This is a genomic window from Variovorax beijingensis (assembly GCF_007828835.1).
GTDB classification, from domain to species: Bacteria; Pseudomonadota; Gammaproteobacteria; order Burkholderiales; family Burkholderiaceae_C; genus Variovorax; species Variovorax beijingensis_A.
Map to the genome: position 1 here is coordinate 423179 of NZ_VIVL01000005.1, position 12530 is coordinate 435708.

The 12530-nt window shown below is 62.4% G+C and carries 12 protein-coding genes; 6 read left to right on the forward strand and 6 right to left on the reverse strand.

The features are described 5' to 3' along the window. The first annotated feature begins 90 nt into the window (after nucleotides 1-90). The gene (locus FB547_RS17995; RefSeq protein ID WP_261380329.1) at nucleotides 91-375 is read left to right on the forward strand and encodes a hypothetical protein; all 285 of its coding nucleotides are present in this window, start codon (nucleotides 91-93) and stop codon (nucleotides 373-375) included. Between the two features lie 333 nt (nucleotides 376-708). On the opposite strand, the gene FB547_RS18005 is transcribed toward FB547_RS17995, so the two are convergent. The 3 genes from FB547_RS18005 to FB547_RS18015 form a co-directional block, all read right to left on the reverse strand. After that, nucleotides 709-1389: a response regulator gene (locus tag FB547_RS18005; protein WP_145744520.1), complete on the reverse strand. Its 681-nt coding sequence runs from the start codon at nucleotides 1387-1389 to the stop codon at nucleotides 709-711. Between the two features lie 15 nt (nucleotides 1390-1404). After that, complete coding sequence (gene bamA / locus FB547_RS18010; RefSeq protein WP_145744522.1) at nucleotides 1405-3807, reverse strand: outer membrane protein assembly factor BamA; 2403 nt, start codon at nucleotides 3805-3807, stop codon at nucleotides 1405-1407. A gap of 73 nt (nucleotides 3808-3880) precedes the next feature. Beyond that, nucleotides 3881-4540, reverse strand: coding sequence for a nuclease-related domain-containing protein (locus FB547_RS18015; protein WP_145744524.1), 660 nt, complete (start codon nucleotides 4538-4540; stop codon nucleotides 3881-3883). 201 nt (nucleotides 4541-4741) lie between these two features. Here FB547_RS18015 and FB547_RS18020 point away from each other — a divergent pair, with 201 nt between their 5' ends. Continuing rightward, the gene (locus FB547_RS18020) at nucleotides 4742-5899 is read left to right on the forward strand and encodes a porin (protein WP_145744526.1); all 1158 of its coding nucleotides are present in this window, start codon (nucleotides 4742-4744) and stop codon (nucleotides 5897-5899) included. Nucleotides 5900-6277: 378 nt separating this feature from the next. Beyond that, nucleotides 6278-6901 carry an ATP-binding protein gene (locus tag FB547_RS18030; RefSeq protein WP_145744529.1) on the forward strand — a complete coding sequence of 208 codons (624 nt, stop codon included), beginning with the start codon at nucleotides 6278-6280 and terminating at the stop codon, nucleotides 6899-6901. A gap of 321 nt (nucleotides 6902-7222) precedes the next feature. On the opposite strand, the gene FB547_RS18035 is transcribed toward FB547_RS18030, so the two are convergent. The 3 genes from FB547_RS18035 to FB547_RS18045 are packed head-to-tail and all read right to left on the reverse strand — an operon-like array spanning nucleotide 7223 to nucleotide 8029. Beyond that, nucleotides 7223-7441 (reverse strand): hypothetical protein, encoded by a 219-nt coding sequence (locus tag FB547_RS18035; protein ID WP_145744531.1) that lies wholly within the window; start codon nucleotides 7439-7441, stop codon nucleotides 7223-7225. Nucleotides 7442-7451: 10 nt separating this feature from the next. Next, nucleotides 7452-7826 carry a type II toxin-antitoxin system VapC family toxin gene (locus FB547_RS18040; RefSeq protein WP_145744533.1) on the reverse strand — a complete coding sequence of 125 codons (375 nt, stop codon included), beginning with the start codon at nucleotides 7824-7826 and terminating at the stop codon, nucleotides 7452-7454. Then, the gene (locus FB547_RS18045; RefSeq protein WP_145744535.1) at nucleotides 7823-8029 is read right to left on the reverse strand and encodes a type II toxin-antitoxin system VapB family antitoxin; all 207 of its coding nucleotides are present in this window, start codon (nucleotides 8027-8029) and stop codon (nucleotides 7823-7825) included. Before FB547_RS18045 ends, FB547_RS18040 begins: the two co-directional genes overlap by 4 nt. Nucleotides 8030-9192: 1163 nt before the next feature. Here FB547_RS18045 and FB547_RS18050 point away from each other — a divergent pair. The 3 genes from FB547_RS18050 (at nucleotide 9193) to FB547_RS18060 (ending at nucleotide 12439) form a co-directional block, all read left to right on the forward strand. Continuing rightward, nucleotides 9193-9642, forward strand: coding sequence for a hypothetical protein (locus FB547_RS18050; protein WP_145744537.1), 450 nt, complete (start codon nucleotides 9193-9195; stop codon nucleotides 9640-9642). A 1090-nt stretch (nucleotides 9643-10732) separates the two neighbouring features. After that, complete coding sequence (locus FB547_RS18055) at nucleotides 10733-11581, forward strand: hypothetical protein (protein ID WP_145744539.1); 849 nt, start codon at nucleotides 10733-10735, stop codon at nucleotides 11579-11581. A gap of 30 nt (nucleotides 11582-11611) precedes the next feature. After that, nucleotides 11612-12439: an ATP-binding protein gene (locus tag FB547_RS18060; RefSeq protein WP_145744541.1), complete on the forward strand. Its 828-nt coding sequence runs from the start codon at nucleotides 11612-11614 to the stop codon at nucleotides 12437-12439. The last annotated feature ends 91 nt before the right edge of the window (nucleotides 12440-12530 follow it).

Here is a 12530-nt window from a genome sequence, read left to right on the forward strand (position 1 = left end):
AAGCGGCCGATCATGGCCGTGAATCGAGGAGGAAATTGGGAGAGCCGCCTCTCCCACATTTCTCCCGAATCGACCCGCACGATGCGTGCCATGAATCCGCTCACGCATCGACGCTCCCTGAGGAAGAAGGCCTGGCAGGCCCTTGTTGTCCCCGCACTCGCATGGGCGGGTCCGGGGTACTGCGCGCCGGTGCCCCCCTCGCCGTGGTCCTGGGCCGAGCTCTGGTCCGACCCCGGCATCGACACGCTGTTGCTGCTGCTGGCCGCGCTTTTCTGGGCGGTGGCGCATGTCTGGGCGCTGCTGGTCGTGTGGGCAGAGGCACGCGCCACGCGGTCGGCCGCGACCGGCGTCGCGGCGGGAAAAGAGAAACCATGACGGCACAGGGCAGCAAAGCCGAGGCCACCGGATGCTAAGGTCTCTCGCTCAGGAGCGAGGCACGCACAAGGGCCCTCGGGCCCCGGCGCAATTGAGCGCCGTCTGGCACGCCCGCGCCGAAGCTGCGGAAGACGGCGGGCTCATGCTGTCGCAGCGCCTCCTGGGTTTGCTGGCTTGCTGCGGCCTGGTGATCGGCGTCGTGGTGGCGGCGAGCGGCGGATGCGTCGCAGCCGCCCGGGTCCGCGCAGGCAGTTCGACTCTTTCCACGCTGGCGCCGATCATGGCCACCGACAGCCGGGCCGCCCGGCCGCCGCGCACCGCCTGTGTGCCGTCTCAGACCGGCCGTTCCTCGAAGGCGAAACCGACACCGTAGATCGAGCGGATCCAGCCGTGCGACGGGGATGCGGCGGCGAGCTTCCTGCGCAGGTTCTTGATGTGCCCGTCGACCGCGCGCTCGTTGACGTCGAGCGCGTCGGCGAACGCGGCCTCGAGCAGCGCGGAGCGTGAAAACACCCGGCCCGGCTCGCGCGAGAGCGCCTGCAGCAGGTGCAGCTCGCGGCCCGTGAGCGCGAGCGGCCGCCCCTCGATCCTCACGCTGTGGGCGCTGCCGCCGAACGCCACGGAGGGCGAGGGCATGGCGCTGCGCTGGCGCTGCGCATGCCGGCGCAGCACCGTGTTCACGCGCGCCACCACTTCGCGCGGCGAGAAGGGCTTGCACACGTAGTCGTCGGCGCCCAGGTCGAGGCCGCGCAGGCAGTCGGCCTCGCGCGCGCGGGCCGTCAGCACGATGATCGGATGGTCGCTGTGCAAGCGCACCTTCTCCAGCACCCGGAGGCCGCCGAGGCGCGGCAGCGCGGTGTCGAGCAGCGTGAGGGCCGGCGGTGACGTGAGGATGCGGTCGAGCGCAGCCGCACCGTCGGCGATGTGCTCCACCTGGTGGCCGGCGCGCTGCAGCCCCTCGAGCAGCGCGGCGGCCATCTCGCGGCCTTTTTCGGCCAGCAGGATGCGGCTCATGGATCGATGCCCGCTTCAGAACGAGGTGCCGATCTGGAACTGGAAGCGCTGCGTCCGGTCGGCCGCAATGCCGTTGGCTTCGTCGAGCTTCTGGTAGACGAGCGGCACCGCATAGGCCAGGCGCAGCGGGCCGAGCGGAGAAATCCAGCTGATGCCCACCCCTGCCGAGGCGCGCAGGCGGTTCTGCGCCTTCCACTGGGCATCGGTCATGCTTGCGGCGCGCTCCGCGAACACGTTGCCGGCATCCAGGAAGGTGTAGAGCCGCAGCGACCGGTCATTGCCCGCGCCCGGGAAGGGCGTGCTGAACTCCATGTTGAAGATCGCCTTGCGCGTGCCGCCGAGCGCACCGCCCGTGACCGCATCGGTCGGCCCGAGCGAGTTCTGCTCGAAGCCGCGGATCGAACCGAGCCCGCCCGCATAGAAGTTCTTGAAGATGGGATACGCGGTGCCGCCCAGCGCCTTGGCATACCCGAGCTGGCCGTTGATCGCCAGCGTGTACTGCTTGGAAAGCGCGAAGTACTGCTGGTACTGGTAGGTGCTCTTCAGGTAGCGCAGCTCGCTGCCCACGCCCACCTCGAGGTTGGCGCTCTGCAGCCGTCCCTTGGTGGGCACCAGCGCGCTGTCGCGGTCGTCGCGCGCCCAGCCGATGGTCGCGGGAATGCCCACCATGTTCTTCGATGCGCACACCACGCTCGGCGCAGTGCCCGTGCACTGGAAGTAGTCGAGGTAGGCCTGCGGCGTGCCGGTGTAGACGTAGGAGCCGTCGACCAGCGTGTAGGCGCCGTTGGTGCCCGGCGTGAAGCTGTAGCGCTCCACGCCGATGCCGAGGTAGACCGTGTCCAGCTCCCCGAGCGGCAACCCGAAGCGCACCGAGGCGCCGTCGCTCGCGAGCTTGTAGTTGCCGTCCGCCTCGTAGTAGGGACGGGTGGTGTTGTGGAACACGTTGAAGGTGCGGGAGATGCCGCTTGGCGTGAAGTACGGGTCGGTGGCGGTGAGGGAGATGGTGCGGTTGTACGAGCTCGTGTTGACCTGCAGGCCCAGGTAGTTGCCCGTGCCGAATACGTTCTCCTGCGTGATGCCGAAGCTCAGCGAGACCTTGTCGGTCGACGAGTACCCTGCACCGAGCTGCAGCGAACCAGTGGGCTTCTCGGTCACGTTGACCGCCAGGTCGACCAGGTCGGGGGACCCCGGCACCTCGGTGGTTTCGACATTCACGTCGGTGAAGAAGCCGAGGCGGTCCACGCGGTCGCGCGAGAGCTTGATCTTGTTGCCGTCGTACCAGGCGCCCTCGTACTGCCGGAACTCGCGGCGGATGACTTCGTCGCGCGTTCTTGCGTTGCCTCCGATGTTCAGGCGCCGCACGTAGGCGCGCCGCGATGGCTCCGCCCGCAGCACCAGCGTGACGCGGTTGTTGTCGCGGTCGATCTCGGGCTCTGCCTTGACGCGTGCGAAGGCATAGCCGAAGGTGCCGAAATAGTCGGTGAAGGCCTTGGTGGTGGCGCTCACGTCTTCGCCGTTGTAGGGCTGGCCCGGGCGGATCGCCACGAGCGACTTGAACTCGTCTTCGCGGCCCAGGTAATTGCCCGAGAGCTTGACGCCGGCCACCACGAACTTCTGCCCTTCGGTGATGTTGACCGTGAGCGTGAGCGCCTCCCGGTCCGGCGAAATGGCGACCTGCGTGGAATCGATGCGGAACTCGAGATAGCCGCGCGTGATGTAGAAGGAGCGCAGCGTCTCCAGGTCGCCGTCGAGCTTGCTGCGCGAATACTGGTTCGACTTGGTGTACCAGCTCAGCCAGCCGCCGCTGTCCTGGTCGAACAGGTCGAGCAGGGTGCTTTCGCCGAAGGCCTGGTTGCCGTCCACGCGCACTTCCTTGATGCGCGCGGACTCGCCCTCGGTCACGGTGAAGGTCAGGTTGACGCGGTTGCGCTCCAGCGGCGTCACGGTGGTGACGACCTGGGCGCTGTAGAGGCTGCGGCCGATGTACTGCCGCTTGAGCTCCTGCTCCGCGCGGTCGGCCAGTGCCTTGTCGTAGGGCTGGCCCTCGGCCAGGCCCACGCCGCGCAGCGCCTTCTGCAGCGCGGCCTTGTCGAACTCCTTGGTGCCGACGAAGTCCACGTCGGCAATCGAGGGGCGCTCCTCGACGATCACCACCAGCACGCTGGCGTTAACGTCGATGCGCACGTCCTTGAAGAGGCCGAGCTCGAACAGCGATCGGATGGCCGCGCTGCCGCGGTCGTCGCTGTAGGTGTCGCCCGCCTTGATGCCGAGCGTGGCAAAGACCGTCCCGGGCTCCACGCGCTGCAGGCCCTCGAGCCGGATGTCCCTGACGGTGAACGGATCGGTGGCCCAGGCGGGAGCGCATGCAATCGAGATGAACATTGCGGCAAGGGCGGAGGCGGACTTGGAAGGACTCATCGCCGCATGGTCCTTGCCAAAGTCGGAGAAATCTGGGACGCCCTGCGTCCTGAGGGGGCGTGCCCGAGCGCCGCTACTGCAGTCCGATGCCGGCGGCCCCCGTGCCGTTCCAGCGCGTGGAGATCTGCGCGCTTCTCTCGCGGCAGTTCTGCATGTGGTCGTCGAGCGAGAGGCGGCCCTGGATGTCGAGCAGCCGCTGTGCGGTGCGGTCGATGGCGTCGGCATCCAGCAGCGGATAGGTGCGCGCGGTGCGGCCGTTGTTGCGTACCAGGCGCGCAATGTAGGGCAGGTCCTGCTGCGTGATCACGGCGGCGGGCATCACGCCTTCGAGCTCGACGCCCTCGCAGGGCAGCAGCACGAAATACTGCAGCCGCAGGTCGTCGCTCAGCAGGCTTCGCAGCTGCGTGGTCTTGCGGCCGCCCTGCCATGCGGGGTCCTTCACTTCGCGTGCCCGGCTGCAGCCCTGCAGGCGCAGGAACCAGCGCGGCGGTGCCTGTTCCGACTTCTTGCGGTAGACGAAGGCATTGCGCCAGGCCTTGATCTCGAACAGGTAGACGCCGGTTTCGCACACCAGCACCGCATCGATCTGGGCAGTGCGCACCGCACTCCCCTCAGGCATCGGGATGATCAGGTTGCGAAGAATGCGCAAATGGGAAAAGGCCGGGCTGAATGCGCTGGCGAGCTGCTGCACACCCAGCGAGGCTGCGATGGTGTTCTGCAATGCAATGGTCATGTCGGGCTCCTTCGGGTGCCGAGCATTGCGTGCCATTTGGGAGATTTCTGGTACGAGGCCATGCACGGCCGAGGGGTTTGGGCGTGCGCACAAACAACAGTCGATGCAAAGCAGGCCGCGTCGACCAGATTCCTCCAAATTTGAACGGGACCATCCGTTCAGCTGCTCGATGAAGAGCTGCTGAAAACCGGAGAAACCTGAATGAAGAAACCCCTCACGGCACTCGCCGCGCTGGCCGTTGCCGGCCTGGCCTCTGCCCAATCGTCCGTCACGTTGTTCGGCGTCATCGATGCCGGCGTGACCTACCAGTCGGCCACCTCGCGCGACGCGGCCACGGGCCTGAGCTCGAAGCAAAGCAAGTGGAGCCTCGCCAACTCCGGCTACAACTCCAGCCGCATCGGCTTCCGTGGCACGGAAGACCTGGGCGGGGGGCTGGCCGCCAGCTTCTGGCTCGAAGCGCCGATCACCAACGACGACGGCGCCACCGGCATCTCCACCTTCAACCGCCGTTCCACCGTGAGCCTTTCGGGCGGCTTCGGCGAGTTGCGGCTGGGCCGCGACTACACCGCCACCTTCTGGAACGACACGGTCTTCGATCCGTTCGGCACCAACGGCTCGGGCTCCAGCGTGATCAACACCGTGAGCGGCAGCACCGGCCTGAACAACGCCAATTACGCGCGTGCCAGCAACATGGTCGGCTATTTCCTGCCGCCGAACCTCGGCGGCTTCTACGGCCAGCTGCAGTACAGCCTGAACGAGAACACCAAGACCAGCGCCACCGACACCACGGCCGCAACCAGCAGCAGCGCGGGCCGCTATGTCGGCGGCCGCTTCGGCTATGCGAACGGGCCGCTCGACGTGGCGCTGTCGATGGGCGAGAACGTCGCCGTGGACACCACTTCGCTGACCCGCAAGGTGCAGACCATCAACCTCGGCGCGTCGTACGACTTCGGTCCCGTCAAGCTGTTCGGCGAACTCTCGAACGTGAAGAACAAGTTCGATCTCGCCGCCGGCAACAGCCACGACAGCTACAACGGCTACCTGATCGGCGCGAGCATGCCGGTGGGCGCGGGCCTGATCCGCGCGTCGTACTCCACCGTGCGCTACAACGAAGGCGCCGTCGGCATCTCGGGCGAAGATCCGCGCGCGCAGAAGCTGGCCATCGGCTATGTGCACAACCTGTCGAAGCGCACAGCCCTGTACGCGACGGTGGCGCGCGTGAACAACCGCAACGATGCGGCCTACACCGGCAGCCTGAGCGCCGCGAGCACCACGGGCTACGGCAGTGCCGGCGTCAGCTACACGGGCCTGCCGCGCTCGTCCACGGGCTACGACTTCGGCATCCGGCACGCGTTCTGACGACAGGCCGTGTGCGGCGGGGCAGCGCAGTGCGCAGCCCCGCTGCATGCGCCCGTGACCTTGTTCATGAGTTTCAAATGACCAGAATCCATCACCTGGCGGGCTTGCTCGCCGCTGTCGGCCTGTCCGGCTGCATCATGCTTGCGCCACCGCCGCCCCATGGCCCGCCGCCTGGCTGGAGCGGGCATCCGGGTTTTCGCGGCGAAGCGCCGCCAAGGCCGCCAATGGCCGCATGGGATGTGTGCGCCGGCCAGGCCGAAGGCGCGCGCCCGGTGCTTCCGGGTCCTCGCGCCGACAGCTTGTCGGGGACTTGCGAACGCGGTCCCGGCGGTGCGCTGGAGTTCCGGCCGTCGCAGGGGCGTTGAAGGCGCACGAGCCATGTATTCAAGCCATCTGGGCCTGGCCATTGCCATCGTCGTTGCACTCGGCCTGGCCGCGGTACTGGCCTTCATCGCCTCCCTGCTCGTTTCCAACCTCAAGGCCGGCGCGCAAGCGCGCGAAATGGCCGCGCAGGCCCGGCGCGAAGCGCAGCAGAAGATGCGCGAGAGCAGCATGCAGGACCTCCGGCCGCTTCTTGCGTCGCTGCGGAGTCTCGAAGGCTCCGAAGGCGCGTCCGGCTGGCCCATCCGCTTCGACATCCGGGTTCCGCACGAGGTGGTGCCTGTGTTCGGCATCGAAGCCGAACTGGAGGAACTGATTTCCAAGGTCGCAGGGTATGCGGCAAGGGTGATGTCCCCCGGGGCCACGCTGCAGGTCTCGGCGCGGATGGAAAGCGGCCAGACCGTCGTGCATTGGAGGGATCTCGATGCCTCCGACCCGAGCCCGCCGCTGGCACGCTTTCTCGAGGCGACCCAGGCCGTCGGCCATGCCAGTGCGCGGGTGTGCGAGCGCATTGCCAGCCGCCACGGCGGGCGCATCTATGCGGCGCCGCACGCGGGCGGCACGCTGGGCCTGACGCTGCGCCTGCCGCTGCCCGGACGGGCGGCATCGGTGGCGGGCTGAGCGCCAGGTTCTGCATGCTGTCGACCAGCAGATGCGCCTGCGATTGTGATGTGTACCAAACAGCTGAAGCTTGTCGTGCGCTTCATTGGGGACCCCGTTTTCTCGTTGTCCAAGCCAACGGTCCCTGGAAGGACGGCATTGCGGCAGAAGTCGGGGCGGCTACACCTCAGCTTCAGTAACGGCGATGTGCTGCAGTGCTGAGCGCGAGAGGCCCCCCTTGTGGCTCGATTCTTCCAACGTCTAGGCGTGGCCGAGGTGCCGTGCATGAGGGGCAACACCTGACGGATCGATCGGCGATGGCGTGGTGCTAGTTGTGAAGGCTCAATAGGTCAAAGGACAAGCGTTCCGTTCGCTCCTAGCAGCCCAGTAGCGCATCGCCGCCTTGTACGAGGCGCGCGTGTTGTTGGACTCGCCTTCGGCCATTAATTCGTGCGCAGCTTCCTCAGCCATCTGTGAAAGTTGGCCGGGGTCTAGAAGCGCGTGATCGCGCTTGAGAGGCATCAAGGACCGATTCGACAGCCTTTCAGGGAGCTGATCCATGTCTGGGGCTTCAGTGGATGCCATGAGCGACCTTGAAGCGCTGCGCCAGTTCCGACAGGCGCCGATCCAGGGTCCATAGCCGTGCGCCAGGAGTGATGAGGGTCGATGCGAGTAGCGCCATGTCGACGAATCCGCACCCGAGCCCGTACAGTTTTTCGCGCTCGATCAGTTCCCGCACCTCATCCAGCGTTGCTTGATTGCATGTCCTCAGCAGGCTCAGACTGCCAAGGGTGTGCTCCCGCGGAGAAGGTGGAGTGCCACAGGCCAGCTCAACGATCACCAGCGGATGGGTCAAGGCGAGATCCGAGCCGACCAGGTGCGCGAGTGCGGCGTTGCCGCTGCGGAAATGGTCGACCCAAACAGACGTGTCTACGAGCACGCTCATGACGAGACAGGGTCGCTCCGACGACGCGGCACGTCCTTGATGTCGGGCGCCGCCCCTCCGAGCGCAATGAGGCGCTTGCCCGCCTGAACACGCACGAACGTGCGGAAGGCTTCCCGAAAAATTTCCGTTTTGTCCATGTCGGGATCGGCCATTTCCAGAGCTTTCTCGAAAAGAGAATCTTCGATGGTGACAGTGGTACGCATGATAGGGCGGAATCCATTGTGATGCAATGTAGCATCAATTCTATCATCTGAACGGCCGTTGTGAAAGCTGTGCCCGTCTTGTGTTTATGGTCCGACGGTCCACAGTTTTTGTGGAAACGTCGGTAGTTTTTCGTCGCCGCAGGCGAACCTCCCAGAAAGCAGGGGCGCGAGTTGGGTTGATGTCAAAGGAATTACTAGAACCACATGGATTCAAACGAGTCAGCCGACAGCATCTCACACCGCCAGCCAAGAGCGAAGAACACGCTCATTCAAGGACTTAGAGCCGCGCTTCGCCGGTTCTGTCGCTCCGATCGCGACAAGGAGTCTCAAATTTGCCGCGCGCGACGCGATTTCTGTTTTTTGCCGCAATGATCGGCAGCGCAGATGAATCGATCGAATCAAGGCGCAACGCATCTATTCGGATGTTTTATCTCTCGCTTGTTTGCGCTGTGCGAAAGACTCAAAAGAAAAGATCGCACAAATGAAAACAGCGGCGAAACGCCCCAACTATCGGCGATATTTTAACCCAAGCGACAACCCAACTGGCAATTTATTTGCCAATTCTAATGTCAACTGCCAAGCCAAGTTAAATGACAATCTTAGGGGATTCTTCGCCGGGCCATACGCGGCAAGGTCCTCTCGGAAGGAGAGCAAAGGTTGATTTCTCAAGCAAACTTCGCTTGAATGGCAAGCTTGTTCAACTGTTCTTGGAGGCCATCCCGCACCGTTGCTCAAAGAAAATGAGCTCCGGCTGTTCTAGCAGCCGAAGCTCTGAAAAGTCCTTGCAGAAATTTCAGCCTCGACAATACGCGCAGAAAAGCACGTAGTCAAGGCGTGGGGATCCTTTTTCATGTCTTTTTGAAACGGCCGAGCAGCCTTCTTTTGCTGCCATGCCACAACCAAGACCTCGCGCGCCAAGTGGAAGACTTGGGACGCAGTTGCGCGGTGTCCTGTCAGACCAGTTCCATGCCAGAAGGCATCAAGCGAACGATCTGATTTACACCTACAGCCCTCGAGCAGACGCGGACGTTGTGCTTCGGAGCAGTCTCGAGTACGCACACTTTCTTCTAGTGGAATCTGACCCTCGCGTGGCTCGGGTCGACTACGCCCCCGCAGAGAGGGTTGCACGGTTGTGTGGGGAGAGCATTGCGACGGCTGTGGATGTGGAAGTAGTCGACATCGATGGGACTGTGACCTGGCGGGAAATCAAATACTTAAAACATCGTGAGATAAACGAAAGGGAATATGCTTGTGAAACTTGGCAATTCCTAAAAAAAATGGCAGACGGGGTGGCGGACAATTTCCAAGTTCTTACAGAAAAGGAAATATATCTCAACCCCGTCAGAATAAGAAATTGGAATCGCATTGTCGCCTGGATAGCGCAGGCGCGAGAGTTGAGCTTGGGCAAAGAAGGACAGGCAGTGCTTGCATTAATCAGGAGGCGAAAGCAAGTCCGGTTTGAAGAGATGTTGACGATTGGCGAGAAAGATCGGGCGGGGTTGTTTGCTGCGGCGCTATTCAGGGAGGTGCAAAAAGGAACTGTCGAGAGCGATTTAGAACGAGCGCCGTTATCTCCGCATTCCCTGTTTTTTCAGCGGAAGGAAGAGACATGAAAACGCGTATCACCTTCCGCACATGCCCTTTCCACTCGCGAGATGTAGATGTCTGGCCAGTTTGCGACGTCACGCTGCTGACAGAAAATGAACGTGAAATCTTTCATCGAAAAGCAAAAGGGATTCGCCGATATCTGGAGGATGGAAGCCTAAAATCGGCCGCCAGAATTGCTAGGTGCTCTGGGTCCACACTGCTTGATTCATTCAATAGATGCCTCAAAATCGCAGGTGATGGCCGAATTTTTGGCTTTCGGGCGCTGCTTCCACACCTCAGAACAAAAAAATACGTGAGGAACAAGGCCCTGCCACGAGGCCGCGCGATCGGTGCCTCGGGGAGCAGCGGCGCATTTGACGCGTTTCTTGCGGAACATCCTGAATTGCATCAGGAACTCGACCGGCGTATCGAGCGCGGAGGTTCAGAGAAAGGGGGCTCAGCACACCCGCAATCCTTCAAGATTTTTGACGGATTCGTACAGCTCTGCCGGTGCTATGTGGGGCCGGACTGCTACCCGTTGAACTCCCGAAGCAAGGGGCGGCGTTCAGTTGAGCGTTACATCAAGGCGTACCGGGAACGACATCTTTCATGTGTTGAGACATGGTACGGGGCCGATGCAGCGCAGCGACTTCGCCTGGGGACGGGCCACAAGTCCTTTCATCTCGGCGAGGCGCCCTTTGACGTCGTCGGCTTTGATGCTCACAAAATCCATTGTGTAGGGACTATCGACGTCCCCGGGCCAGCAGGCAGGCAGACAATTCCTATCGAGCGGATCTGGGTTTGCGTCGCAGTGGATTCGGGGTGCTCGAAGGCAGTCGTGGGTTATTCAATCGGGATCTGTACCGAGATCAACGCGGCGCATGTGGAGTTGGCCATCAAGAACTGCCTCACTGAATGGGCACCTCTCAAGCTGACAGTACAAGACGTCTCTTACAAAGTGGGCGCTGGACTGCCTGTCGGCACCGTCCCCGGGCTCAGCGCATGTCGGTTCGCTTGCCTCACGATGGACAACGCCGCGCAACACTTCGCCAACCGCATCGTTGACAGTATGCGTCGCGCGATGGGGTGCACGATCCGCTGGGGGCAAGTGGGGGCATGGTGGCGAAATTCGGAAGTGGAACGCTTCTTAAGACATTTGAGGGAGGTGGCATCCAAAGCCTTCCGTCATCGACTGGATCGAATATCCATGATCCACTGCGAGGCAATGCCTCTGAAAACGCGATTGCTAAATGCATCGTCTGGGAAGAAGTGCTGCAGCGTATCGATGTGTGTATCGCGAACTACAACGCCACGCCGCACACAGCTCTCGGCGGACAGAAACCACTGGACGTGCTCGCCAAGCACCTTTCCCCTGCGAGCCGAACATTCGTAGAGCGTCCTAGCGTCCCAATCACTGCGTTCACTCCGCAACTCGGTGTCACAGTCGAATCGCGAATCGTACGAGGAGATTTGAAGCTCGGAAGGCGGCCATACATCGAGATAGATCAGGCCAGATACACCGGGGACTCGCTCTCCGGCAAGTTCGATTTAGTGGGGGGCAGCGTAATTGTTCATATCAACGAAACGGATATGAGCAGCGTCGAGGCGTACCTGGAAACTGGCCTCCCGCTTGGAACCCTTCGCCCCATAGACTCCGAATGGCGCAGACAGAACAAGGTTCCTCGCGATCTGGTGAAGGCAATCAACGCCAACATTCGAGATGCCGAGAACCTGTTCAACCCCTTGGACGCGCACGTTGACGGTCTGCGCGAGGCGGCGACCCGTGGCAGGAAAAAATCCTCGAAGAAGATCTCTCGCGACGCCACGAAGCTAGCAGACGCGCTGCACCGGACTGATGCGCAGTTAGCGGATCCTCAAGTTGCCACGTCCCGGCGATCGTCGATTCGCCCGGCGGTGAGAACGCTACCTCCCAGCATGCCAGCGCCGACATGGGAAATCGAGTAATTCGAGACGACCTACCACCGAGGAGATCAAATGCACGAAAACCTCCTACTTCCGGGGCCCGAGCGAGACTCGATGTACGCAGCACACCCCGTGGTCTGCAATGCCGTTCAGATTGCCACCGCGCCTGTTGTCGAGGCGGAACGCGCTGTGAGAGCCGCCGTATTGCACCGCGATCCCGGAACCTATTTTCTCGGGGAGCCGCGGATGGGGAAGACCACGACCATAGAGATGATCGAGTCGGTGATGCCTCAAACTTTCCCCGGTGTTCCCGTCTTCGATCTCATTGCTAAGACACACCAACGTCAGAACGAGAAAATTTTCTACGGCGATCTCCTGACGGATCTCGATCAAACACCGGGTCCAAATGTCAGGATGGCCGAGCGACGCAACCAGTTGCTCAACCACGTCATAGCGAACTGCCGGACGGTGCTCAGCGACCGCGCAATCCTCTTTGTCGATGAAGGTCAAAACTGGGGCGAGTGCGAGTATGAGTGGATGCGAGACCTGACCAACGACTGGCGCAAACGAAATGTCGTGTGCGTGACGATCGTCTTCGCGCATCCCAATCTCGAGAATCGTGTAAAGGTCGGATTTCTGCGGCGCAATCGATCTGATTTGACCGGTCGCTATCTCATCTCTCGCCATGCGTTTAGAGGCCTGTCTAATCTCGATGAACTAAGGGACTCATTCGAAGCGTATGACAACCCCAAACGTCATCAGTTTCCCCACGGAAGCGGCATTTGCTACAGCCGCTTCTTTTTTCCGAATGCGTTCCGCGGCGGATGGCGCTTGCGCGATGAGGCTGAAATCGCATGGTCGCTCTTCTCTGCATACTCCAAACCGGCCGAACGTTCGTAAGCGCTCAATAAACCACGCCCTTGCGCGCGGCGCCGGAATCGATGCGCGCGCAGAGGTCTACGGTTCGACGAGCTCGATGTTCCAGGGCAGC